Source organism: Ruegeria sp. B32 (genome assembly GCF_025141855.1).
GTDB classification, from domain to species: Bacteria; Pseudomonadota; Alphaproteobacteria; order Rhodobacterales; family Rhodobacteraceae; genus Ruegeria; species Ruegeria arenilitoris.
In genome coordinates this window covers 162,783-187,596 of sequence record NZ_CP081107.1, presented here as the reverse complement: position 1 = coordinate 187,596, position 24,814 = coordinate 162,783, and the positions used below count along the sequence as shown (strand labels likewise).

21 protein-coding genes are annotated in these 24,814 nt (G+C 60.8%); 13 read left to right on the top strand and 8 right to left on the bottom strand.

Going from position 1 to position 24,814, the window contains the following annotated elements; genetic code table 11:
- Nucleotides 1-72: 72 nt before the first annotated feature.
- The 4 genes from K3752_RS18370 to K3752_RS18355 are packed head-to-tail and all read left to right on the top strand — an operon-like array spanning nucleotide 73 to nucleotide 3,989.
- Nucleotides 73-1,197 (top strand): MlaE family lipid ABC transporter permease subunit, encoded by a 1,125-nt coding sequence (locus tag K3752_RS18370; RefSeq protein WP_170359354.1) that lies wholly within the window; start codon nucleotides 73-75, stop codon nucleotides 1,195-1,197.
- 1 nt (nucleotide 1,198) lies between these two features.
- Complete coding sequence (locus K3752_RS18365) at nucleotides 1,199-2,014, top strand: ABC transporter ATP-binding protein (RefSeq protein ID WP_260066742.1); 816 nt, start codon at nucleotides 1,199-1,201, stop codon at nucleotides 2,012-2,014.
- 5 nt (nucleotides 2,015-2,019) lie between these two features.
- Nucleotides 2,020-3,336, top strand: a complete 1,317-nt coding sequence (locus K3752_RS18360) for an MlaD family protein (protein WP_170367367.1) — start codon at nucleotides 2,020-2,022, stop codon at nucleotides 3,334-3,336.
- On the top strand, nucleotides 3,333-3,989 hold the full coding sequence (locus tag K3752_RS18355) for an ABC-type transport auxiliary lipoprotein family protein (protein WP_170359351.1): 657 nt from the start codon (nucleotides 3,333-3,335) through the stop codon (nucleotides 3,987-3,989). The genes K3752_RS18360 and K3752_RS18355 overlap by 4 nt, the downstream gene beginning before the upstream one ends.
- A gap of 17 nt (nucleotides 3,990-4,006) precedes the next feature.
- Here K3752_RS18355 and K3752_RS18350 read toward each other — a convergent pair whose 3' ends face one another.
- From K3752_RS18350 to K3752_RS18335, 4 genes are read right to left on the bottom strand one after another with little or no spacing between them, the layout of a single operon-like run.
- Nucleotides 4,007-5,938 carry a VWA domain-containing protein gene (locus K3752_RS18350; protein ID WP_260066740.1) on the bottom strand — a complete coding sequence of 644 codons (1,932 nt, stop codon included), beginning with the start codon at nucleotides 5,936-5,938 and terminating at the stop codon, nucleotides 4,007-4,009.
- Nucleotides 5,935-6,480, bottom strand: coding sequence for an RNA polymerase sigma factor (locus K3752_RS18345; RefSeq protein ID WP_170452430.1), 546 nt, complete (start codon nucleotides 6,478-6,480; stop codon nucleotides 5,935-5,937). Before K3752_RS18345 ends, K3752_RS18350 begins: the two co-directional genes overlap by 4 nt.
- Before the next feature lie 55 nt (nucleotides 6,481-6,535).
- Nucleotides 6,536-8,116, bottom strand: a complete 1,581-nt coding sequence (locus K3752_RS18340) for an FMN-binding glutamate synthase family protein (RefSeq protein ID WP_260066738.1) — start codon at nucleotides 8,114-8,116, stop codon at nucleotides 6,536-6,538.
- Nucleotides 8,117-8,140: 24 nt separating this feature from the next.
- Entirely contained in the window at nucleotides 8,141-9,886 is a 1,746-nt protein-coding gene (locus K3752_RS18335) for a thiamine pyrophosphate-dependent enzyme (RefSeq protein ID WP_260066736.1), read from the bottom strand.
- 224 nt (nucleotides 9,887-10,110) lie between these two features.
- Between K3752_RS18335 and K3752_RS18330 the strand changes: the two genes are divergently transcribed.
- Together K3752_RS18330 and K3752_RS18325 are read left to right on the top strand one after the other, a co-directional pair.
- Nucleotides 10,111-10,482, top strand: a complete 372-nt coding sequence (locus K3752_RS18330) for a CrcB family protein (RefSeq protein WP_254429010.1) — start codon at nucleotides 10,111-10,113, stop codon at nucleotides 10,480-10,482.
- Nucleotides 10,479-10,841, top strand: coding sequence for a CrcB family protein (locus K3752_RS18325; RefSeq protein ID WP_170341325.1), 363 nt, complete (start codon nucleotides 10,479-10,481; stop codon nucleotides 10,839-10,841). Before K3752_RS18330 ends, K3752_RS18325 begins: the two co-directional genes overlap by 4 nt.
- A 7-nt stretch (nucleotides 10,842-10,848) precedes the next feature.
- On the opposite strand, the gene K3752_RS18320 is transcribed toward K3752_RS18325, so the two are convergent.
- Genes K3752_RS18320 through K3752_RS18305 form a run of 4 tightly spaced genes read right to left on the bottom strand, consistent with a single transcriptional unit; the run spans nucleotide 10,849 to nucleotide 14,846 of the window.
- Complete coding sequence (locus tag K3752_RS18320; protein ID WP_260066735.1) at nucleotides 10,849-11,175, bottom strand: cytochrome o ubiquinol/quinol oxidase subunit IV; 327 nt, start codon at nucleotides 11,173-11,175, stop codon at nucleotides 10,849-10,851.
- Nucleotides 11,168-11,800: a cytochrome c oxidase subunit 3 gene (locus K3752_RS18315; RefSeq protein ID WP_170367371.1), complete on the bottom strand. Its 633-nt coding sequence runs from the start codon at nucleotides 11,798-11,800 to the stop codon at nucleotides 11,168-11,170. The genes K3752_RS18320 and K3752_RS18315 overlap by 8 nt, the downstream gene beginning before the upstream one ends.
- Entirely contained in the window at nucleotides 11,797-13,887 is a 2,091-nt protein-coding gene (locus K3752_RS18310; protein ID WP_260066734.1) for a cbb3-type cytochrome c oxidase subunit I, read from the bottom strand. The genes K3752_RS18315 and K3752_RS18310 overlap by 4 nt, the downstream gene beginning before the upstream one ends.
- Complete coding sequence (locus K3752_RS18305; RefSeq protein WP_260066732.1) at nucleotides 13,884-14,846, bottom strand: cytochrome ubiquinol oxidase subunit II; 963 nt, start codon at nucleotides 14,844-14,846, stop codon at nucleotides 13,884-13,886. The genes K3752_RS18310 and K3752_RS18305 overlap by 4 nt, the downstream gene beginning before the upstream one ends.
- Nucleotides 14,847-14,985: 139 nt before the next feature.
- Between K3752_RS18305 and K3752_RS18300 the strand changes: the two genes are divergently transcribed.
- The 7 genes from K3752_RS18300 (at nucleotide 14,986) to K3752_RS18270 (ending at nucleotide 24,630) form a co-directional block, all read left to right on the top strand.
- Complete coding sequence (locus K3752_RS18300) at nucleotides 14,986-16,221, top strand: lytic murein transglycosylase (protein ID WP_260066730.1); 1,236 nt, start codon at nucleotides 14,986-14,988, stop codon at nucleotides 16,219-16,221.
- A gap of 418 nt (nucleotides 16,222-16,639) precedes the next feature.
- Nucleotides 16,640-18,268: a peptide ABC transporter substrate-binding protein gene (locus tag K3752_RS18295; RefSeq protein ID WP_260066728.1), complete on the top strand. Its 1,629-nt coding sequence runs from the start codon at nucleotides 16,640-16,642 to the stop codon at nucleotides 18,266-18,268.
- 68 nt (nucleotides 18,269-18,336) lie between these two features.
- Nucleotides 18,337-19,260: an oligopeptide ABC transporter permease OppB gene (oppB, locus tag K3752_RS18290; protein WP_093963128.1), complete on the top strand. Its 924-nt coding sequence runs from the start codon at nucleotides 18,337-18,339 to the stop codon at nucleotides 19,258-19,260.
- A 12-nt stretch (nucleotides 19,261-19,272) separates the two neighbouring features.
- Nucleotides 19,273-20,202 (top strand): ABC transporter permease subunit, encoded by a 930-nt coding sequence (locus K3752_RS18285; protein ID WP_170341885.1) that lies wholly within the window; start codon nucleotides 19,273-19,275, stop codon nucleotides 20,200-20,202.
- A gap of 1 nt (nucleotide 20,203) precedes the next feature.
- Nucleotides 20,204-22,009, top strand: a complete 1,806-nt coding sequence (locus tag K3752_RS18280) for an ABC transporter ATP-binding protein (protein ID WP_260066725.1) — start codon at nucleotides 20,204-20,206, stop codon at nucleotides 22,007-22,009.
- Nucleotides 22,010-22,227: 218 nt separating this feature from the next.
- A complete protein-coding gene (gene galU, locus K3752_RS18275; protein ID WP_093963131.1) occupies nucleotides 22,228-23,121 on the top strand; it encodes a UTP--glucose-1-phosphate uridylyltransferase GalU in 894 nt (297 codons plus the stop codon).
- 72 nt (nucleotides 23,122-23,193) lie between these two features.
- Entirely contained in the window at nucleotides 23,194-24,630 is a 1,437-nt protein-coding gene (locus K3752_RS18270) for a mannose-1-phosphate guanylyltransferase/mannose-6-phosphate isomerase (protein WP_170525830.1), read from the top strand.
- The last annotated feature ends 184 nt before the right edge of the window (nucleotides 24,631-24,814 follow it).

The following is a 24,814-nucleotide window of genomic DNA, read 5'->3' as shown; positions in this document are numbered from 1 at the left end:
CCCCGCATCCAAATCGCCGCCCGGTTGAACAAAGCCATTGCGGCCCGGAACGGTTTCCCGTCTGATACCGGCATGACGAAACCCTCGATTGCAGTCGAACAGGAAGGCGGCACAGCGCGCGTGATTGTGTCTGGCGAAATGCTGACACAGTCGTTGAGCGCCGTCGAAGACGCCTTTCGCGCCACCCGTCCGGATGCGGCGCATGTGACGGTCGACATGTCCGAAATCGATGCGCTGGACACCGGCGGCGCGTGGCTGATCGCGGACCTGAAAAACCGCTGTGCAGCCATGGGGGCGACCGTGGCTTTCGACGGGTTGAAACCGGCACATTCCGCGCTGCTGGAAACCGTCTCGGAGAACATTCCCAAGGACATTCCCGCCGAAGCCCCACCAAAAGGGTTCATGCCATGGCTTGAGAGCCTGGGCCAATCAACGGTGGGCGCCGGGCGCGACACCATGTCGATCCTCGGCTTTCTGGGCCTGACCCTGCACCGGCTGGGCCGCACGATGATCATGCCGTGGCGCCTGCGCCGCGCCGCGGTCGTGTCACAGATGGAGGAAACCGGGTTCAAGGCCCTGCCCATCGTGGCGCTGATGGGGTTTCTGATCGGCGTGGTATTGGCTTTTCAGGGGGCCACCCAATTGAAACAGTTCGGCGCGGAAATTTTCGTGGTCGAGCTGATCTCGATCTCGGTATTGCGCGAGCTGGGTATCCTGCTGACCGCAATCATCGTGGCTGGTCGATCCGGCTCGGCCTTCACGGCCTCGATCGGCTCGATGAAAGTGCAGGAAGAAATCGACGCCATGCGCACATTGGGTCTGGACCCGATCGAGGTGCTCGTCATTCCACGGGTTCTTGCACTGCTGATCATGCTGCCGATACTGGGCTTCGTGGCCGATATCGCCGGCCTTTTTGGCGGCGCCCTAATGAGCTGGATCGATCTGGGCGTCAGCCCCGGAATGTTCATTACGCGCCTGAAGGAAAACACCAGCGTCTGGCACCTGGCGGTTGGGCTGATCAAGGCGCCGTTCTTTGCCATGGTCATCGGGGTAATCGCCTGTTGGCAGGCAATGCAGGTCAAGGGTTCCGCCCAAAGCGTCGGCCAACGCACCACCGCGTCAGTTGTTCAGTCGATTTTCATGGTCATTGCCATTGACGCGCTGTTTTCCATTTTCTTCTCCGAGATCGGTGTCTGACATGGATGGATCTGCTCAGACATCGACCGCCAAGCTGGAAGCGCAGCGCGAAGCGGTGATCCGTGTGCGCAATCTGCGCAACCAGTTCGGTCCGCAGGTGGTGCATGACGACCTGAACCTGGATGTCTGGCGCGGCGAAGTGCTGGGCATTGTCGGCGGGTCCGGGACCGGCAAGTCCGTCCTTCTGCGCACCATCGTCGGGCTGAACAAACCCGCGGCAGGCAGTATCGAAGTTTTGGGTGTCGACGTGCTGAACGGCCCCGAGGCCGACCGACGCCGCATCGAGAAACGCTGGGGCGTCGCCTTTCAGGACGGGGCACTGTTTTCCTCGCTGACCGTGCTTCAGAACGTCATGGCCCCGTTGCGCGAACACACCGGCCTGAGCGAGAGCTTGATGCGGGCGCTCGGCAGCCTCAAGATCAGCCTTGTGGGGCTGCCGCAGCTGAGTTGCGGCAAGTTCCCGTCAGAGCTGTCAGGCGGTATGCGCAAGCGGGCCGCGCTGGCCCGAGCATTGGCATTGGACCCCGAGATCGTGTTTCTGGACGAGCCCACCGCCGGGCTGGATCCCATCGGCGCCGCGGCCTACGACGAATTGATCGGAGAATTGCAACAGGCCTTGGGATTGACCGTTTTCATGGTAACACATGACCTGGACAGCCTGTACGCGATCTGCGACCGCGTTGCGGTTCTTGCAGAAAAGCGCGTGCTGGTGGAAGGTCCGATTGAAGACATGACCAAGATCGACCACCCTTGGGTACAGGAGTACTTCACAGGCCCCCGGGCCCGCGCGGCGCAACAGAAGGGGCAGGACAGGTAGAGGCGATGGAAACCCGGGCGAACTATATCCTGATCGGCGCGTTTACACTGGCGGGAATCCTGAGCGCGTTCGGCTTCTTCCTGTGGCTGGCCAAGTTCGAAGTCACGCGCCAATACGCTTACTATGACGTGCTGTTCGACAACGTGTCGGGCCTGTCAGCCGCCGGTGGCGTCAGCTATAACGGCCTGCCCGTGGGACAGGTCATTTCGCTGGACCTTGATGACGATGACCCGTCCAAAGTAAGGGTCCGGCTCGAGGTTGATGCAGACATTCCGGTGACCACGGACACGATCGCGCAGTTGCAGTCGCTGGGGGTGACCGGCGTCAGCTATGTCGAGCTGTCGGGCGGGTCGCCGGATGCCGAGAGGTTGCCGCAGAACAGTGTCATCAAAAGCAAGCGCAGCGCCATCCAATCCCTGTTCGAGGGCGCACCCAAGGTCCTGGACGAGGCGGTGACCTTGCTGGAGAACCTGAACGCTGTGGTGGATGACAACAATCGCAAGGCCGTGTCGGACATTCTCGACAACCTGGCTTCGGCCTCGGGTCGACTGGACAAGACCCTGAACGATTTTGAATCCCTGTCCAGCGATCTGGGCGGCGCGGCAAAGGACATCGGGGCCTTCACCAAACGCCTGGATCAGTTGGCTGATACCGCAGAAACCACGCTGACCACCGGAACTGATACGCTGAACAGCATCAAAACGGCCTCGGAATCGGCCAAAACCGCACTGGACAGCGCGAACCAGACGCTGGCGACAGCCAACAAGGTCATCGAAGACGACGTCCGCCCCTTCATCGAGCGCGGGTCGCAACTCGCGGACCGCCTGATCGGGTTGTCGGATGAAGCCGCGGTAACCATGGCAACCGTCAACAATACATTTGCCAACGCCAACCAAACGCTCGACTCGGTGACCGCGGCCATGGATTCGGCGAAAGGAACTCTGGCATCCGCAGAACGCGCGTTCGACTCGGCCAATCGCGTGATGGACGAAGACGTTGCACAGGTTGTTGACGACATCCGAAACGCCGCCACCAAAGTGGCCGAAACGGTAACGAACGTGACCGACAAGATCGACCAGATTTCAGCGGACGTTCTGAGCGCGTCGCAATCGGCATCGGACCTGTTGGGAACGATCGACGGCATCGTTCAACAAAACCGCCGGCAGGTTTCGGACTTCCTGCGGGTCGGACTGCCTCAATTCGTTCGTTTCGTGGAAGAATCCCAACGCCTTGTCATCAGCCTGGACCGTCTTGTCGACAAGGTCGAGCGCGACCCCGCGCGTTTCCTTCTGGGCACCCAAGCATCGGAGTTCCGTCAATGATCAGGCCCCTTTTTCTGACCCTTGCAATCACGACGCTGGGCGGATGTGCCGGTCTTGGCACGTTGAAACAGGCCTCGAAACCGAACGACCTGTATCTGCTGACCCCCAAGAGCACGTTCTCGCAGTCTTTGCCCCGGGTGCAGAAACAGATCGTCATCCAGGAACCCACTGCGACCGCTGCGGTGAACACCGACCAGATTGCCGTGCAGCCGACGCCCCTGCAGGTCCAGTATCTGCCGCGTGCCCGGTGGGTGGACCGAGCACCTTTGATCGTTCAGGCGTTGATGGTCGAAAGCTTTGAAAACAGCGGTCGCGTCGCCGCCGTGGGCCGTTCGACGGTCGGCCTGCGCGCCGACTACGTCATCGTTCCGGACCTGCGCGAGTTTCAAGGGATTGTCGTCGGAGAAACCGAAAACTCGAAAACCGTAAAAATCGAAGTGCGAATGAACATCAAGATCATCGACGAGTTCGAAGACAAGATCATCGCTTCAAGCTCGTTCCAGGAAGCCGTTGTCTCGACCAGCGACGAGACGCCGGATCTTGTTACCGCTTTTGACACCGCCTTGGGCAAAACCATGCGAGACGCAGTTGAGTGGAGCGTGCGGAAGATTCATTCGCACGCTGCCAACAATCCGCGCCCGTCGTTGAACTGACACGGATTGCCCACCCTTTATTTTGACAGGGATTGCGCCAGACGCATCAGGGTCACGGCTTCGGTCCGGTACCCGAAAGGATCGGCCCCACGGGCTGTGTTGCCCATCGCGATTGCATCATCATAGCTCCAGTCGGACAGGTAAGTGCCGCCGCGCAACAACTGGCCGAAACCTGCAATCGCGACGGAAAACCTCACGTCGTCCGTCTGGCGGCCCTGCCCGTCCATGATCGGTTGCTCGATCAACTGGCTGCGCGTGTCGCCGGGTGTTTTGTACCGCAGCTTGAAATAGCCGATTTCATCACTGCCCGAAGCGGGGGCGGTGTTTCCATACCGTAGCGGTGCATTGCGAATTGCGTTGGAGCCGACCGGCGTGACTTCGTAAATCGCGGTCACGCTGTGGCCAGCACCTATGTCGCCCGCATCAACAGTGTCATTCAAAAAGTCCTCGCGGCGCAAAGCGCGGGTTTCGTATCCGATCAGGCGGTATTCGGCGATTTGGGCAGGGTTGAATTCGACCTGAATCTTGACGTCGTTGGCAATCGGAAACAGCGCACCGGTCAGTTGGTCAACCAGCACTTTGCGGGCCTCACCCAGCGTGTCGATGTAAGCCGCCTGTCCGTTTCCGTTCTGGGCCAGGGCCTGTATCGTCGCGTCATCAAGGTTACCGCGCCCGAAACCCAGAACGCTCAGATATGTTCCGCTGTCGCGCTTGTCAGAGATAAACTCCTTGAGAGCTTCGGGATCGGACAGGCCAACGTTGAAATCCCCGTCCGTGGCCAGAATGACTCGCGTCACCTCGCCCTCGGCGGCCATGTCTGCAGCAACCTGATAGGCTTGCTGAAGCCCGGCTTGTCCCGCTGTGGATCCGCCCGCGTCCAAGTGTTCGAGCGCCCGCAGGATCTTGGCCTGATCGGCTGCAGATGTCGGCTCCAGAACCTGGCCCGCACTGCCGGCATAGGTCACGATCGACACCTGATCCTCGGGTCGCAACTCGGGCAACATCAGGCGCAGGGACTGTTTCAACAAGGGCAACTTGTTGGCGTCCTGCATCGAGCCCGAGGTGTCGATGAGAAAGACAAGATTGAGCGCCGGACGCTCCTCGATCACCGGAAGCGTTCCCTGAATGCCAATATGGACCAGTCGAGTACCGGTATTCCAGGGGCTGGGCATGACCGTGATGCTTGGCTGAAACGGCACCGCGCCCTCCGGCGCCGGATAGGAATAGGGAAAATAGTTTACCATTTCTTCAATCCGCACCGCGTCACGCGGGGGCAAGTGACCAGCCAGAAGCGAGGACCTGACGATGGCGTAAGATGCGGTATCGACATCAATCGAAAACGTCGAAACCGGTTCTTCCGCGGTGACCTTGAGTGAGTTGGTTTCGGCGTTTGCAAATTCTTCGGACGACTGCTCGGGTCGCGCTGGCGGACGAAAAGCGTCGCTCGAAACCGAAGGGGCCACTGTGCTGTCGACGAGGCGGCCTTGCGAAAGAAGGCTGCGTTTTGCCAGAGGTTCCCGGGCTTCATCCACAACCATCGGCGCTTCGACAACGGGTTCCTCGAGATCCATCTCGGCCGTTTCAGCGTCTGATCGACCGGTTGGCCGAACCGCCTGCGGCTGGCCGATCACCCGGGTCTCGGTACCGAACCTGGGGGACAGCACACCGTCCCGTGTCTGCGGCACGATCATGATCAGCGCAACGGCAGCGATGGCTGTTGTAGCGGCCAGCGCGCCGCGGGTCGAAATTGCATTCAACATGGCTTTGGTTCCTTCTGTCACGCGGGCAAACTGGCCTCGCCTGACATTGGGACGCGTACCGGGTCGGGATCCTTGGAGATCAGCAAGGTTTTTTCTGGCCAGTTCCAAATTGACGGCCCGCCGCTTTTCATCCGGTGCAGGCGTTGCGGCATCCATCAGTGTTTTCAGATCATCGAGCTCATCACTCATTGGGCAAGCTCCTCTTGTTTGATCGCACGCAGGCGCTTTCGGGCTTCGGACAGGCGCCATGAGACCGTGCCCTCGGACACGCCCAGCACGTCGGCGGCCTGTGCATGGGTCATTTCATCATCCAGCGTCAGCGCCAGTGTCTGACGCAGATCTTCGGGCAAACTCTGCATGGCCCGTTGCAGCCATGACAGGGCCTCGGCCGTCTCGACGGCTTCGGCGCGCCGCATCTTTTCCACATCGCCCCAGCCGATAGCTGCCCGGTTTCGGCTGGCGGTTCGACGCCGCGCATCGTGTGCCGCGTTGCAGACGACACGATACAGCCATGTCGTGAACTTTGAACTCGCTCGAAAACCGACAATTTTTGCGGGCAAGGCTGCACATATGTCCTGCGTCAGATCTTCGGCGACCTCGGCGCTGCCGGTCAGCCGAAAGGCCAGCCGGAACACGCGGTCATAATGCCGTCCAAGCAGCGTCGCGAACGCTTCCGCGTCCCCGTTGGCGGCCCCATGGGCCAATTCTTCATCCGAGGTCAGTTTGCTCATTCTGACTATTCAGACGTAGGACAGGAGCGGATCCTTGGACCATTCGAGAAAAAAATCAGAAATGGCTGGCCGACGCCTTCTGCCAATCCGCTGCAAATTCCTGCGGCACTGTGTCTTTCAACAAGGCACCTGGCTCGATAAAGGTGTAAAGTTCCGCGTATGAGCACTCGCGCTCGTTGGCAATTCGGCGGTAGATATCGGATGGGCCAAGCTCAGATACGTGCTCTTTCCCCATTGCACCCAATATTTCGCGAAAGCTTTCCAGAGTGGCGTCATGGAAGCGGTGAACCCGCTTGCGTTTCTGCGGCACGTTGACCGCGCGCCCGCGAATGGGATCTTGTGTTGCGACGCCAGACGGGCAGCGGTTCGTATTGCAATGCAGGGCCTGAATGCAGCCCACGGCGAACATCATCGCCCGCGCCGCATTGCACATGTCAGCCCCCAGCGCGAATTTCTCGATCATGTCATAGCCGGTTGCCACTTTGCCTGAACAGATCACCCGAATCTTGTCCCGCAGACCTACTCCGCGCAGACAGTTGTTCACGAAGATCAGCCCTTCGTTCAACGGTACGCCCAGACGGTTGGTAAATTCCACAGGCGCCGCGCCGGTCCCGCCTTCGGCCCCGTCTACGGTGATGAAATCGGGCAGAATGCCCGTTTCCAGCATGGCCTTGCAGATCCCCATGAACTCGGACCGGTTGCCGATGCACAGCTTGAAACCGACGGGTTTGCCCCCGGACATTTCGCGCAGGTGTTGGACGAAATGCATCAAGCCCGTTGGCCCGTCAAAGGCCGAGTGAATGGGTGGCGAAATCACATCCTGATGCACGGGTACGCCACGAATAAGAGCGATCTCTTCATCGACCTTGGCCGCCGGCAGAACACCGCCATGGGACGGTTTGGCGCCTTGGGACAGTTTGATCTCAATCGCCTTCACGACATCCTTCTGGGCATTCTGGGCGAACTTGTCCTTGTCAAAGCCGCCCTCTGCCGTCCGACAACCGAAGTATCCGGTGCCAATCTGCCAGATGATATCGCCGCCTTCGGCAAGATGGTGCGGCGACAGCCCGCCCTCGCCCGTGTTGTGTGCGAAACCGCCATCCTTGGCCCCGCCGTTCAGGGCGCGGATTGCGTTGGCGCTGAGTGCCCCGAAGCTCATCGCTGAAACGTTCAGCCGCGATGCGAGATAGGGCTTTTCACACTGAGGACCGCCCAGCATCACACGCTCTTCGCTTTCCGGAACGTCCTTGGGCGCAAGCGAATGGTTGGCCCGGTGATACCCGACTTCGGTGATATCGTATTGGGTGCCAAAGGCCTGAGTGTCGACTTGTCCTTTTGCTCGTGAATACACCAGCGCGCGAATGATCCTGTTGAAGGGCCGCCCGCTTTCGTTGGTTTCCACGAAATACTGGCGGATTTCCGGGCTGACGAACTCCAGCATATACCGGAAATGGCCCAGAACCGGATAGTTGTTCAGTACGTTGTGTTTGGTGGTCAGCATGTCGTACAGCCCGACCAACGCGTAAGGGACCAGCAAAATCAGCAGCCAGAATGCCGGAGGCCAGTACAAGCCCCAGACCACGGTCAAAGGCAGAACCACATAGGTCACGACATAATTGATTCGACGTACGATCATCTTGCTCTCCCTTGGGCCAACCGGTCAGAGGTTGGCCTTGAGTTCCTTGACCCAGTTGTCCCACTGCGCGTGTTCACCCTTGGCCAGCAGGATGCCTTCTTTCAGTTTGGACATGCCAAAACCCCAGGCCATCTTGGTATCGATATGCGGAGGCATGACCAACTCGCCGGGCGTGACCATGGCGTCGATGATGAATGGCTTTCGGCTGGCTTTGGCCCGCGCGACGGCCTCGGGGATGTCAGCCGCATGTTCCACACGGACCCCATCCCCACCGCAAACCCTCGCGTATTCCGCAAAGTCCGGGTTCACCAGATCGGTAGCAGCGGGGTTCAGCGGATAACCCGCCACCTCCATCTCCATCTTCACGAATCCGAGCGTCTGGTTGTTGAAGACCAGCACCTTGATGGGCCACTCGTAGCGCACGGCAGTCACGAAATCCTGCATGGACATGCCAAAACCGCCATCCCCGCAGAACGCCCAAACCTCGCGCTTCGGATCCAGTGCGGCGGCTCCCAACGCCGAAGGCAACCCGGACCCCAGTGACGAATGGTTGAACGACCCCACCATGCGCCGTCCGCCTTTCATTCGCGTCTGACGGGCCACCCAGACCGTGCATTCGCCGATATCCATTGCAAATATCGCGTCATCGGCAGCCTGGTCGGAGACCTGCCGCGCGAATAGCTGCGGGTGGAGTGGCTCGGTGTCGCGCTCGAGACTGGAGTCACGGTCTTGCTGCGCCAGCCATTTCGTACACAGCTTGACCTGACGATCGGCAAACGCCTTGTCGTCCTTTGCGGCCAGCTTTGGCAAGAGCAGATCCAGCGTCGCGCCAACATCTCCCAGCAATCCCGATGCGATGGGCGCGCGGCGTCCCAGATGTTCGACGTTACGATCGATCTGGATGATTTTCGCGTTTTCCGGCAGGAACCACTCGTATGGGAAGTCCGTCCCCAGCATCACCAGCACATCGCAGTCGCGCACTGCATGATACCCGCCGGGATTGCCGATCAACCCGGTCATCCCGACCACGTTGAGATCATCATAGTCAAAAATGTCCTTGCCCTTGAGGGAATGCGTGATCGGCGCGTTCAGCCGTTCGGACAGAGCCAGAACCTTGTCTTTGGCTTCTCTGCATCCCACGCCGGCGAAAAGAGCGACTTTCCTGCCCGCGTTGATGATCTTGGCCGCACGGTCGATTTCGGATTCGGGCGGGATCAGCGTTGATGGCGTTTTCAGGATCGGGTGCAGTTGGTGCAAGCTGGGCACCTGCTGTTCGGATACGTCGATGGGCAGTTCTATCCGGACGACCTCGCGGTTGATCAAGGCGCGTTGCACGGCGATCTGAGCCAGTCGCGGCATCTGGTCCGGCGAATTGATCACGGCCTGATAGCCGCAGACATCCTCGAACACCTTCTCTAGATTGACTTCCTGGTGGAAACCGGTCCCGCGCTCCCGATGAGCGACCTGACCTGTGATCGCCACGACCCCTGCACCCTCACGCCGGGCGTTGTACAGTCCATTGATCAGGTGCAGCGCGCCGGGACCGACGGTTCCGGCACAAATCCCGACCCCGCCGGTCAGATGCGCCTGGGCATAGGCTGCATAGGCTGCGTTTTCCTCGTGCCTGACCCCGATCCATTCGAACCGGCCATCGCCGCGCATGGCTTGGAGCAGAGGGTTGAGCGCATCGCCCGTCACGCCGAAGATCTGGCGCCCTCCGGCATCCGCGAGAATATCCAGCAATACCTTGCACACGGAATTCGACGTCATGACCTGCCCTCTGGTTCCGACCCCATCGGGCCTGTCCCGATAGATCGTGGTCAGGTTGCCCTTTGATTGCAAGCCTTTGTACGGCCACCCTAGGCATCGGGCGGATTTGCGGTGGCTTGGTTGCGGCGGTTGAACCCGGGCGGCACAGCCGCTATCCAAATCCAAACCCCACAGGCGGAGAAGCGTCCTTGGCCAAAACTCAGGCGGCAGTTTCGGGGAAGCCCATGATGTACGCCGCCGTCTTTGTCGGCGGGGCGGCTGGGTCGATCCTGCGCGAACTGTTTGCGCTGGAAATTCCGGGGATGCCGTTGCTGACATCGACCTTCGGCATCAATGTCGTGGCCTGTTTCATTCTGGGATGGCTCTACGCCATACGGGGCCGGGTGCATGCCCATGTTCTGCACCTCGGGGCCGTTGGTTTCTGCGGCGGATTGTCGACGTTTTCGTCCTTTGCCGCCGAACTGGAACGGATCGCTGAAACCGACGGCTGGTCGGTCATCTTCCCGTTGGCGGCCGAAGTCATCTGCGGTTTGGGCGCGGCCATTCTGGGCGAGGCAATCGGACGCCGCCGCCGCTCAGGAGGGCCGGCCGAATGACCGACCTGTATCTGCATGCGGTGTTCGGGCTGGGCGGCGGACTGGGAGCAGTCCTTCGTCACTGGGTCGCGCGGGCCATCACCCACGACCTGCCGGTCTCAACACTGGTCGTGAACGTATTGGGCAGCCTGTTGTTGGGGCTTTGGATCGGGTACCTGGGCGGGCCCGTGGAGATGGCCGAAGAAGAAAAGCGCCTGGTTTTCGGCTTTTGCGGAGGGTTCACGACATTCTCCAGCTTTGCCTACCAGTCTCTTGAACTGCAGCGTGAGCGGACGATTGTCCTTGCGGGTGGAAACATCCTGCTCAGCCTCGGACTGTGCTGGCTGGCCCTGTGGCTGGGACTGTGGGTGATGGGCTAGCCGGTCGCTACATGCCCGGCATGTGCATCCGCATTGCAAGATTGCCCAGGATCCAGACCGTTCCAAGGATGATAATCAGCAGAACCAGCGTCGAGAACAGGACCAAATCCAGATCTTCGCGGCTGCTGCGGCGACGGTCGATATGCAGGAAATAGACCAGCTGAACAATCAGCTGCGCCAGACCCAACAGCCCAATTGCCAGATAGACACCCTTGGTCTCGATGCCGAACCAGTAGGCGATCGCAAACACGGTGAGTGTCAGCAACAGCGAGCCGCCATAGCCGATCACATACCGGCGCCGCTCGTGTCTGTGCATCTCGGACCGTTTATCCATAGGTCAGCCCTCCGAAATACACGATGGTGATGATGCCGATCCAGATCAGATCAAGGAAGTGCCAGAACAGTGCCAGCCGCACCACGCGCGAAATCACGAGGTCGGTCATCCCCATGACCCGCAGTTGAATGCCCAGAACGACCAGCCACACACAGCCCGCCGCCACATGCAGCCCGTGCAGAGGCACCAGCCCATAGAAAGCGGACAGGAAACCGCTGCGCTGCGGGATGCCGCCCTTTTCCGCCATCGACATGAAATCGCGGATCTCGAGGACTAGAAAACTCAGCCCAAGCAGCAGCGTGACCCCGAACCACAGGACGATCCGACCGCGCGGCAGGTTGTATTTCAGCGCCAGCATGGCAAGTCCAACAGTCAGGCTGCTGGTCAACAAGATCAGCGTCTGGGCAAAGATGCTGTAGAGATCGAACAACTCGCGCGGACCCGGACCACCGGCCTGCGCGTCGATCATGGTGATGTAAACGCCGAACATCAGCCCGAAATAGACCAGGTCGCTCATCAGAAAGACCCAGAAACCGAAGGTCACCACTTCGGTCGCCTTGTGGGCGCTGGCATGACGCCGCCCAAGGTTCAGACCGGGGTAACTGTGGGTTGGTGCAGGCTTCATGTCGCTGCCTCCAGATCCGGTCGGGCAAGCCCGGTGTTTTCTGGGGCGCCTTCGTGATCCCGGTTCACAGGGGTCGCGTTGCGGACCAGGTCCAGCCAGGCCTCGTGCTGCCTGCGCACGTCTTCAGCAGAAATCACTTCTTCGGTATCGGTCTGAAAGGTCCACAGGATGAATGACAGGATCATCATCACTGTCATCAGCGCCGCCAGCCACCAGATCCACCAGACCAGCGCAAACATCCACACACCGCTGAGCACGCAGAGCACGAAACCGAGGCCGGTGTTGCGCGGCATGGTGATGTCCTCGTACCGGTCGGGGTGCGGGTATGCCTCGCCACGCTCTTTCGCGGCGGCAAAATCGTCGCGGTCCGTGACATGCGGGATGATCGCGAAATTGTAGGGCGGCGGCGGGGCCGGAATCGACCATTCCAGCGTGCGGGCGTCCCAGGGGTCGCCAACCGGAACGCGGCTTTGTTCGCGGTTCCGGATGCTGACCCACAGCTGCACGACGACCGAAAGCAAAGCCGCCAGAATGACCAGCGCGCCGATGACGGCCGTGATCATGTAGGGGTGAAAGCTCGGGTCCTCCCAGCTGTAGGAGCGGCGCGGCATCCCCATCAGCCCCACGAAATACAGCGGCAGGAAGGTCAGCATGAAGCCCACCGTCCACAGCACGACCGATGTCCGCCCCCAGGCCTCATCCAGGCGGAAGCCGAAGGCCTTGGGAAACCAGTAGTTGTAGCCCGCCAGCAGGCCGAACAGGACACCCGGAAGCAACACGTTGTGGAAATGCGCGACCAGGAACAGCGTATTGTGCACCTGATAATCGACGGTCGGATTGGCGAGGATCACCCCGCTGAGCCCCCCGATCACGAACAGCATCAGAAAGGCCAGCCCGTACAGCATCGGCACCGAGAACCGGATACGGCCGCGATACAGGGTGGCCATCCAGTCATAGACCTTAACGCCGGTTGGAATGGCGATCAGCATCGTGGCGATGCCGAAGACCGCGTTGATCAGGGCGCTTTGGCCCATGGTGAAGAAATGGTGCAGCCAGACGGTAAACGACAGCACCGCAATCGACATGGTCGCGATCACCAGCGAGTTGTAGCCATAGAGCCGCTTGGCCGAGAAGGTCGCGAAGACTTCGGAATAGATGCCATAGGCCGGCAGAACCAGCAGGTAGACCTCGGGGTGGCCGAACAGCCAGAACAGGTTGGCATAGTTCATCATGTTGCCGCCCAGGTCATTGGTGAAGAAATGGAAATCAAGATACCGGTCAGCGGCCAGCAACAGCGCCGCCACCCCCAAAGGCGGCATGGCGAACACGATCAGGATCGAACTGCAGATGATCGTCCAGCAATACATCGGCAACCGCATGAATTTCATCCCCGGCGCGCGCAACTTGTAGATCGTGACGGCAAAGTTGATTCCCGTCAGGGTGGTGCCGATGCCCGACACCACGATCGCCCAGATCCAGTAATCCGGCCCCACACCCGGATTGAAGGCCGCGCCGGTATAGGGCGGATAGGCCGTCCAGCCGCCGGTGGAAAACTCGCCCACCACCAGGCTGACCATCAGCATCATGCCCGCTGAAACCGTCAGGCCGAGGCTGATCTGGTTCATCACCGGAAAGGCCACATCCCGCGCGCCGATCATCAGCGGGACGAGGAAATTCGCCAGTCCGAACACGAACGGCACCGCCACGAAAAAGATCATGATCGTGCCGTGGGTACTGAACAGCTCGGCAAAATGTTCGGCCTCGAGGAACCCCTCGCCCGGCCCGGCCGCCTGTTGGGCGCGCATCACGACGCCTTCCAGAACGCCGCGCGCCAGCATGACGATGGCAAAGACGATATACATGATGCCGATCTTCTTGTGATCCGCGCTGGTCAGCCAGTCGCGCCACAGCGGCCCCCACAGGCGAAACCAGGTGAGCAGTCCGAGAACCGCGGCCACCCCCACGATCACCACGCCCGCCGCGGCATTGGCCACGATTTCATTCGTATTGGGGTCTTGGATCAGCCCGGCGATGGGGAAGGCATCCCAGTTCAGACGGCCGAAGAAACCGGACTCGGCAGATGTCATTGCTTGTCCTCCTGCCCGTATTGAGCGGTTCCCGGTTGCTGATCCTGCGGCAAAGGTTGCCCGTTGTGATACCGGCCCAGGATGCTGTGGAACAGATCGCCATCATCCAGGCGGAAATACAGCGCATTGTCCGGCATCTGCGCGGTGCCAAGCGCGGCCTGAACCTCGTCCCGGTCTGTCCGCATGGCCAGCGTCCGGTAGGTTGCTGGGTCCAGAACGATTCCGTTCTGCCGAACCCGGTCGACCCATGCGTCGAAGTCCGGGGGCGGCATCGCGACCGTCTGGAACTTCTGCTTGGTGAAGCCGCGCCCATTGTACTGGGTGTTTTCGCCCTGCATTTGTCCGGGGGCATCAGCCACGAGATGCAATTGGGTCGTCATGCCGGGCATGGCATAGATCTGCCCCGCCAGGGCGGGAACCATGAATGACTGCATCACCGTGTCCGTCGTCAGTGTTAGCGCGACTTGTTGTTTTGTTGGCACCCCGAACTCACCCACCGTTGCGATGCCCAGGTCGGGGTAGATGAACAGCCATTTCCAATCCAGCCCCACCACTTGCACGCGCAGGGCCGGTTCATCGCCGAACGGCGCCGCGTAAGGGTCCAGCCGGTGGGTTGCTTTCCAAAGATAAAAGGACAGCAGCGCCACGATCACCACCGGCACACCCCACATCGCGGTTTCCAGCAGGGGCGAGAAATCCCATTTGGGCCGATAGGCAGCATGGCTTTGCGCGCGGCGGCGATAGCGTAGAGCGATCAAGGGAACCAGAACCAGAACCGGAATGACCGCAATCAGGATCAACGCGGTCGCGCGCACCAGGTGTGTTTTTTGGACCGCCGCAATAGGGCCTTGAGGATCCATGAAACTGTCGCTGGCCAGAGCCGATTGCGCCGCGCCCAACCACAATACGACCACGATCAGCGCTGTCAGTACCGCAGGTATAGTCCTGTTTCCGCTCACGCCGGATCGCCCTCATCAAACCTTAGGTTGGTGCAACTATCGGCAGAGTCAGCAGATTTCACAAGGTTTTTCCCGGGCGGCCGTAACCCACGTCACCATCGAGTTGACTTGGCCAGTGGCTCGCGTCAGTCATTGGGTCATGCGTTTACTGCTTATTCTGATTGGACTGATCGCGTTTTCCGGCGCAGCGATCGCGCAGGACCGAGCCGCGGTCGAGCGGCAGTTTCAGGACTGGTTGCAGCAACAGGTCTGGCCGTTGGCTCGGGCGCAGGGTGTATCGCGCCGCACGTTTTACAGCGCAACCGACGGGGTTCGCCTGAATTGGGAACTGCCCGATCTTGTTCCGCCGGGCTCTCCGGCGCGGACGCCCAAAAAGCAAAGGCAAGCCGAGTTCGGGTCCCCCGGCCGGTATTTCAACGCAAATTCGGTTCAGGGTGCCGCCGCCGGCGGTCGGCGTATGGCCAAGCGTCATGAGGAAACGCTGCGCCGGGTCGAGGAACAGACCGGCGTTCCCGCCCGGATCATCCTTGCGGTCTGGGGCCGAGAAAGCGGCTATGGGCAGGTTCCGATCCGGCATGACGCAATCCAGGTGCTGGCCACCAAGGGATTCATGAGCACCCGCGCGGATTATTTTACCGGCGAACTGATCGCCGCGCTGCAGATCGTCGAGGCTGGTCACGTGAACGGCCGCGCGATGAAAAGCAGCTGGGCCGGCGCGTTGGGCCAGCCCCAATTCATGCCGACCAGCTTTTTGAACCACGCGGCCGACGGCAATGCAGACGGCCGGGCCGACATATGGGGGTCGGCCGACGACACGATCGCATCGATCGGAAACTACCTCGCGCGGCACGGTTGGGTCCGCGGCCGCGATTGGGGGTTCGAGGTGACCGTACCGGCGTCTGTGTCCTGCGCGCTTGAGGGTCCCGACCAGGGCCGGGCGATCCGCGACTGGGTTGCTATGGGCATCACACGCGTCTCGGGCCGCCCCTTCCCCGAACACGAGCTGCGCGGCGAGGGCTACCTGATGATGCCGGCCGGCCGGAACGGTCCGGCCTTTGTCGCAACGCCCAATTTCTACGTTCTCAAAGACTACAACATGAGCGACCTCTACGCCTTGTTCGTGGGTCATGTGGGCGATCGCATTCAGTATGGCGTGGGCGATTTCAAAGGCCGCTGGGGCAAGGTGGGCGGTCTCTACCGGTCGGATATCGCGACCATGCAGCAGGCGTTGATCGCGATGGGGCACGACGTGGGCGGTGCAGACGGGCTCCCGGGATACAAAACCCGCCGGTCGATCGGCCGCTGGCAGGAAGAAACCGGCCAGCGCCCCACCTGTTTCCCCGAGGCCGGGATGAAGTCGCGGTTGCGTCCCTGACCGCTGGCGATTCGCTTGTTTGGGCGAAAGCGAGCGGCGAAATTCTGCCGAAGAAGATCGCGCCTCAGGCTGCAATCCGGGCGGCCTGGGCACGAAAATATCGCAACGATACACGCCATCGTTACAAAATTTCGGCGACCACGCGTCACGAAGTTTCTTTCTACCTTTAGGCGATCCGGACTCATGGGAAGGCTTTAACCCTGCCCAAAATAGTGGCACGGTCTCGGCCAGCGAGAGGAAGCTCTTGCATCCACTTCACCGACTGCAATCCAGAAAGCTGCGACGCAGTGTTCCTTGCGAATTGGCACAACCCAAAATCCAAAAGAACCGGGTCCCAGCGGATGTCGGGCAATCAGGGCCGCCGGACGCCATCCCATATGGATGCGCAGAGCGCCGCCACAATAATTGGGAGAAGATCATGAACACCATCCTTCGAAACTCGGTGGCGGGCCTGCTGTGCTCGACCTTCATCACCGGAGCCGCGCTGGCCGCGGGCACCCATCCGGTCACCGGCGAGCCGCTGGCCGATGACCAGACTTTCGTCTACCGCGTGCTGGACGAGCACAGCTCGGTCGACCCGCAGGTGGTCGAGGACGTGTCGGGCGCCGAGATTGTCCGCGACCTGTTCGAAGGTCTGATGAACCAGGACGAAGACGGCAACCTGGTTCCGGGCGTGGCCACCGGCTATACCACCAACGAGACCAAGGACGTTTATACCTTCACCCTGCGCGACAACGCCAAGTGGTCGAACGGCGATCCGGTCACCGCGCATGATTTCGTTTTTGCCTGGAAACGCGCCGTCGATCCGGCCCTGTCCTCGCCCTATGCCTGGTTCATGGAGCTGATGTCGATCGAGAACGCCGCCGAGATCATCGCAGGCGACAAGCCGGTCGACGACCTGGGCGTCAAGGCGATCGACGACCACACGCTGGAAGTGAAACTGAGCGCGCCGCTGCCCTATTTCCCGCAGATGACCACGCACTCGACCACCTTCCCGGCCCCGCAGAAAGTCATCGAGCAGTTCGGCGATGAATGGACCAAGCCTGGCAACATCGTCTCGAACGGCGCCTATGTCCTGACCGAGCACCTGCCCAACGAACGCTCGGTGCGCGAACGCAACCCGATGTACTGGGACAACGACAACACCATCATCGACAAGGTCGTGGCGCTGGTCATCAACGATGAAAACGTGGCCCTGACCCGCTATCTGGCCGGTGAGCTGGACCGCACCGAGGTGCCCGCAGGCCAGTTCCCACGCCTGAAAAAGGAATACCCGAACGAGGCGATCAGCTTCCCGCGCCTGTGCAACTACTACTACACGTTCAACCTGTCCGACAGCGGCCCCGAGGCCTTCAAGGACCCGAACGTGCGTCAGGCCCTGTCGCTGGCGGTTGACCGCAAGATCATCACCGAGAACATCCTGGCCGGCGGTCAGCCCGAAGCCTATACCTTCGTGCCCGAAGCCACCGCAGGGTTCACCCCGCCGGTCGTGGAAATGGCGTCGATGACGCAAGCCGAGCGCGACGAGCTGGCCAAGGAACTGCTGGCCGAGGCCGGATACGGTCCCGACAACCCGCTGAGTTTCGCGATGGTCTACAACACCTCCGAGGCGCACAAAAAAGTCGCCGTGGCCCTCAGCCAGATGTGGAAGCAGAAGCTGGGCGCGCAGGTCGAGCTGGCCAACATGGAATGGAAGATCTTCCTCGAAGAGCGCGGCAACCAGAACTTTGAACTGGCCCGCGGCGCATGGTGCGGCGACTACAACGAAGCCTCGACCTTCCTGGACCTGCTGCAGTCGGATTCCGGCTACAATGACGGCAAGTACAACAATGCCAAGGTCGACGAGCTGCTGGCTCAGGCCAAAACCTCGGACGATCCGGCCCCGCTGTACACCGAGGTTGAGCGGATCATCGCACAGGAAACCCCTGTGATCCCGATCTACCACTACGCCGGTGTCTACATGATGGACAGCGACGTGGGGAACTGGCCGGTGAACAACGTCGAGCAGAACTGGTACTCGAAGAACCTCTACAAGATCGCCGAGTAATCATCATCCTTTGATCGCGCCCTGCCCCGGACATGCTCTGGGGCAGAGCCAATAATTGGGGGCATGAAATGCTTGCCTATGTCATCCGGCGACTGCTGATCGCCGTTCCGACGATCCTGTTGCTGATCGTCGCCAGTTTCTTTCTGATGCACTTCGCGCCCGGCGGGCCTTTCACCTCGGAGCGGCCGTTGCCGCCGCAGGTTCTGGCCAATATCGAGGCGCGCTACGGGCTGGATCAGCCGCTGTGGAAACAGCTGTGGGATTACCTGTACAACATCGTCGTGCATTTCGATTTCGGCCCGTCCTTCAAGTTCAAGGACCGCGACGTGAACGACATCATCGCGCAGGGCTTTCCAATTTCGCTGACCTACGGAATGCTGTCCTTCCTCGTGGCCACGCTGGTGGGCGTCAGTTTGGGCATCGCCGCTGCGATCCGCCACAACAGCTGGATCGACTATTTTGCCGTGGGCCTGGGCATCGCCGCCCAGGCGCTGCCGAACTTCATCATGGGCCCGATCCTGATCCTGACCTTCACCCTGTGGCTGGGCTGGCTGCCGGGCGGCGGCTGGAACGGGGGCCAGTGGCAATACCTGATCATGCCCGTCATCGCGCTTGCGACCTCATACATGGGTTCGATCGCGCGGATCACGCGTTCGTCGATGCTTGAGGTTCTGAATTCGAACTTCATCCGCACCGCGCGGGCCAAGGGCCTGCCCACCCGCACCGTGATCTGGCGCCATGCGCTGAAACCCACGCTATTGCCGGTGGTGTCCTATCTGGGTCCGGTCTTCGTCTATGTGCTGACCGGCTCGGTGTTTGTGGACATCTACTTCTCGACCGGCGGGCTGGGGCAGGCCTATGTCGGATCGGCACTGTCACGCGACTATGCTGTGCTGCTGGGGGTCACGATCCTCTATGGCGTTCTGACCGTTCTGGTGAACCTGCTGACCGACCTGGCTTATGCCTGGTTCGATCCGAAAATCCGTTACTGAGGGGGCTGGCAAATGCTTGGAAAATCTCAGAAAGCCGCCCATCTGGCCGAAGACATCACCGATTACACGGTCATTCAGGGACGTTCGCTTTGGCAGGACGCGCGGATGCGTTTTGTCCGCAACAAGGCCGCCATGGCCAGCGTGTTCATCCTGGGCCTGATCGTGCTGTTCACGATCATCGGGCCTTACTTCGCCGTCTGGAACAACGAGGAGATCGACTGGAATGTCATGGGCGACGTGGCCGGCATGGGTATGCCGTCCATCGAGACAGGGCACTATTTCGGCGTCGACGATCTAGGGCGCGACCTGTACAGCCGGGTCATCCAGGCCACCACAACCTCGTTGCTGGTGGGCCTGATCGGGGCGGCCACCGCGCTGATCGTCGGCACCTGCTATGGCATTGCCGCTGGTTACATCGGCGGGCGCGTCGATGGCGTGATGATGCGCTTCGTCGACATCCTGCTGGCCATTCCGGCCACGCTGGTCATCATCCTGCTGCTGGTCGTGGCGGGGCGGTCGTTCTTCATGCTGTTCATCGCGCTGGGTGCGGTGGGTTGGCTGACCATGGCGCGGATCGTGCGCGGCCAGACCCTGACCCTGAAGAACCGCGAGTTCATCGAGGCCGCCCGCGCCGCCGGTGTCAGCGAGTTCACCATCATGTACCGCCACATCCTGCCCAACCTGCTGGGCGTGGTGATCGTCTATGCCTCACTGCTGGTGCCCGAGATGATCCTGACGGAAAGTTTCATCTCGTTCCTGGGGCTGGGGATTTCCGAACCCTATACCTCGTTGGGTCGTCTGATCGCCGAGGGCGCCGGAACCATGGGTTACGGCACGTTGTGGCAACTGATGTACCCCCTGGCATTTTACGTCACCATCATCATCACGATGTTCTTCATCGGCGATGGCCTGCGTGACGCACTGGATCCGAAGGACCGCTGACATGAGCCTGCTTTCCGTAAAGAACCTGAGCGTTCAGTTCGACACGCCCGACGGGGTGGTCGAGGCCGTCAAGACCATCAGCTTTGACATCGCTCCGGGCGAATGCCTGGGCATCGTCGGCGAAAGCGGGTCGGGCAAAAGCCAGACCTTCATGGCTGCGATGGGGCTGCTGCCGCCGGCGGGCCGGGCCACCGGGTCGGTGCTGCTGAACGGGCAGGAAATTCTGAACCTGCCCGTGAACAAGCTGAACCAGATCCGCGGCGATGACGTGGGTATGATTTTTCAGGACCCGCTGACCGCCCTGACCCCGCATTTGCGGGTTGGCCAGCAGATGCGCGAAGTCTTACAGGTGCACGAAGGCCTGCAGGGTTCGGCCGCGCGGCAACGGTGCCTGGAATGGCTGGACCGCGTGCGCATCCCCGAGGCCGCGCGCCGTCTGGACCAGTTCCCGCACGAGCTGTCGGGCGGGATGCGCCAGCGGGTGATGATCGCCATGTCGATGCTGTGCAATCCCAAGCTGCTGATCGCCGACGAACCGACCACCGCGCTGGACGTGACCGTTCAGGCCGACATCCTGGACCTCATGGTGCGTCTACAAAAGGACGAAGGCACCGCCATCGCCCTGATCACGCATGACATGGGCGTCGTGGCCCGCATGTGCGACCGGGTTCAGGTCATGCGCCTGGGCGAATTCGTCGAGGCCGGTGACACGCGCGAGATCTTTCACGCGCCCAAACACGACTATACCCGCACCCTGATCGAGGCCATGCCCCGCATCGACGCGGGCGACGCGCCCAAGTCCGTGCAGACCGACGAGGCGCCGCTGCTGAAGGTCGATGACGTCAAGGTGCATTTCCCGATCCACGTTCCGGGCGGCATCTTTGGCCGCAAGGTGCCGTTGAAGGCGGTGAACGGGGTCAGCTTTGACATCCGCAAGGGTGAAACCCTGGGCGTGGTCGGTGAATCGGGCTGCGGCAAGTCCACCCTCGCCCGTGCCGTGCTGCAGTTGATCGAGCCGAGCGACGGCAATGTCAGCTGGCTGGGCCATCCGATCGTCGGGCTGAAACGGGCCGAGCTGAACAAGTACCGCAAGGATCTGCAGATCGTGTTCCAGGACCCGCTGGCCAGCCTGGACCCGCGGATGACGATCTCCGCCTCGATCGCGGAACCGCTGAAGACCTATCGCCCCGACCTGACCGAGCGCGAACGCAAGCAGATGGTCGCCGAGATGATGGAACGGGTCGGCCTGAACGCCAACATGATCAACCGCTACCCGCACGAGCTGTCGGGCGGGCAGAACCAACGCGTGGGCATCGCACGGGCGATGATCAACAAGCCCAAGCTGATCATCTGCGACGAGGCGGTCTCGGCGCTGGACGTGTCGATCCAGGCGCAGATCGTGCAGCTGCTGAAGGAACTGCAGCAGGAGTTCGGCCTGTCGATGATCTTCATCAGCCACGACCTGTCGGTGGTGCGCGCGGTGTCGAACCGGATCATGGTTCTGTATCTGGGTCGGATCGTCGAACTGGGCGATGGCGAGGTGATCTGCGCGAACCCGGTTCATCCTTATACGCAATCGCTGATCTCGGCGGTTCCGATCCCGGACCCGGATGTCGAGCGCAGCCGCCAGCGGCTGAAATTGCCGGGCGAGTTGCCCTCGCCCATGGATCCCAAGGCAGCGCTGCGGTTCCTGCCCAGCCGTCTGGCGGCGGGCCAGACCGACTATGTTCCCACGCTCAGCGAGATTTCGCCCGGACACTTCGTGGCCGAACACGATCCGCTGGAAGCAATCATGGCGAGCGCTTGATCCTGTCCCCGAAGCCGGGCAACCGGCTTCGGGGCGCTTGCCCGTTAGGGCAGAGATATTGGAAATGGGTATTTTGACTTTGCCATGACCAGATGGCACCCTTCGGTCGTTTTCGGCCTGTTTCTTCGGGCATCATTGATTGATCCGGTTTCGCAGCCTAAGAGGAAGCCCCGGATGCACCACGTCCGCCGGCTAAGTTTTTGAATTTGAGAGGTCACATGTCACGCAAGGTCACCAAGGCGATTTTCCCTGTCGCAGGATTGGGCACCCGGTTTCTTCCGGCAACGAAATCCGTTCCGAAGGAAATCATGACGCTGGTCGACCGGCCCCTCGTTCAATATGCCATCGACGAAGCACGCGCTGCGGGTATTACAGAGTTCATCTTTGTCACATCACGCGGGAAATCGGCGCTCGAAGACTATTTCGACCACAATCTCGTGCTGGAGCAGGAACTGAAGGCCAAAGGCAAGGATGATTTGTTGGAGGTTCTCGAGAACACCAACATGGAAAGCGGTGCTATCGCCTATATCCGCCAACACAAGGCTTTGGGCTTGGGACACGCCGTATGGTGCGCCCGCCGCCTGATCGGTGATGAACCCTTCGCGGTCATGCTGCCGGACGACGTTATTGCCGCCGACAAACCCTGCCTGCAGCAGATGGTCGAGGCTTACGAGGAAACCGGCGGCAACATGGTCGCCGCGATGGAGGTCGCACCCGAAAAAACCAGCTCGTACGGGATTCTGGACGCGGCCGACAGTTCCGGCAAGGTGATCCGCGCCCGCGGCATGGTTGAAAAGCCCAAGGCCGACGAGGCACCTTCGAACATGGCGGTGATCGGTCGATACATTTTGGGGCCGTCGGTGCTGTACAACCTCAATCAGATGAAGAAAGGCAGCGGCGGAGAGATCCAGCTGACCGATGCCATCGCCGAAGACATCGGCAACGGTGTCCCGGTTTTCGGATACCGCTTTGATGGTCAACGCTTCGACTGCGGATCAAAAGCGGGCTTCCTGCAGGCCACCGTGGCCTTTGCCCTGGCCCGGAATGACCTGCGCGACGACCTGAGCGCCTATCTGAATGATATTGTTGCCACAGGTCGGGCTGCCCAATAAGCGGCGGTCCTTCACCCACCCTGTGATGACTGCGATAAAACGTCAGAAAACCAGCCGAAAAGCCCATTCGTCATGACCACCATCTATCCTGTCATTCTGTGCGGCGGCTCCGGAACCCGGCTTTGGCCGCTGTCCCGAAAAAGCTATCCCAAACAGTTCGTGCCGCTGGTCGGCAACAGCAGCCTGTTGCAGGACTGTGCGGACAGGATGCGAGGGCCCAAGGACGCACCGTACGCCAAGCCCCTGATACTCACCAATGAATCGTTCCGCTTCATCGTCACCGAGCAGCTTACCGCCATTGGTGTCGACCCCGGTCCTATCCTTATTGAGCCTGAGGGCCGCAACACGGCTCCGGCGGTCTTGGCGGCCGCGCTTTACCTGTCCAAGGTAGACCCGGATGCTTTGATGCTGGTGGCGCCGTCCGATCACGTCGTTCCCGACAAATCCGCGTTCCACGCGGCGGTTTCGCAAGGTGTGACCGCCATCGAGAGGGACCGCCAACTGGTGACGTTCGGGATCACTCCGGACCGGCCGGAAACCGGATATGGATATCTGAAGCTCAGCGCTGCGCCCGACGCGACAGGTGCTGCGGTCGCATTGGACCATTTCGTTGAAAAGCCCGATCTGGATCGGGCCAAGGCCATGATTTCCGATGGCAGTTACCTGTGGAATTCCGGCATTTTCCTGTTTGCGGTGCGCGACATCATCGCTGCATTCCAAGATCATGCACCCAACTTGTTGCCGCCGGTACAGACTGCAGTCGAGGACGCGAAGGCCGATCTTGGCTTTCTGCGACTGGATGCATTGGCCTGGGGGAAAGTCGAAGACATTTCGATCGACTACGCGGTCATGGAGCGGGCCAAAAACCTGAGCGTTGTTCCCTATGCCGCCGGCTGGTCGGATGTCGGCAGCTGGTCGGCCGTCCAGGAGCTGAGCAGCCCCGACGAAAACGGCGTTGCGACCACCGGTGAGGTGACGACGATCGACTGCAACAATGTGTTGATCCGGTCCGAGTCTGCCTCCCAAGAAGTCGTGGCCATGGGGCTCGAGAACATGATCGCTGTGGCCATGCCGGATGCCGTTCTGGTGGCCAGCATGGACAAGGCACAGGATGTCAAACAGGCCGTGGCCGCCCTGAAGGCGAAAGGGGCACCGCAGGCCGAAGCTCTGCCGGTCGACCATCGCCCCTGGGGCTGGTTCGAGAGCTTGGTCGTGGGCGAACGATTCCAGGTCAAACGGATCCACGTAAACCCCGGCGCGTCCCTGAGCCTGCAGTCCCACCACCACAGGTCCGAGCATTGGATCGTGGTGGAAGGTACCGCCAAGGTCACGATCGATGACGAGGTTCGTCTGGTCAGCGAAAACCAGTCTGTCTACATCCCCCTTGGCGCGGTTCACCGCATGGAAAACCCCGGCAAGGTGCCTATGGTCCTGATCGAGGTTCAGACCGGCGCCTACCTCGGAGAAGACGATATTATCCGGTACGAGGATGTCTACGCCCGCAACTGATCGTGGCTGAACACCGCGGCTCCGGTCGCCAACGGTTCACTCTTTGGGCGTACAGGACAGAATCAGCTGGCCGACCTCCATCCTATAAATATCCACAGCCGCCCCAAAAGGGCGGCTTTGTTTCGTTTTTGGAAATCCACAAGTAACCAAATCCTTTTTGTGCCGTTCGCACGTGAAAGCGAGG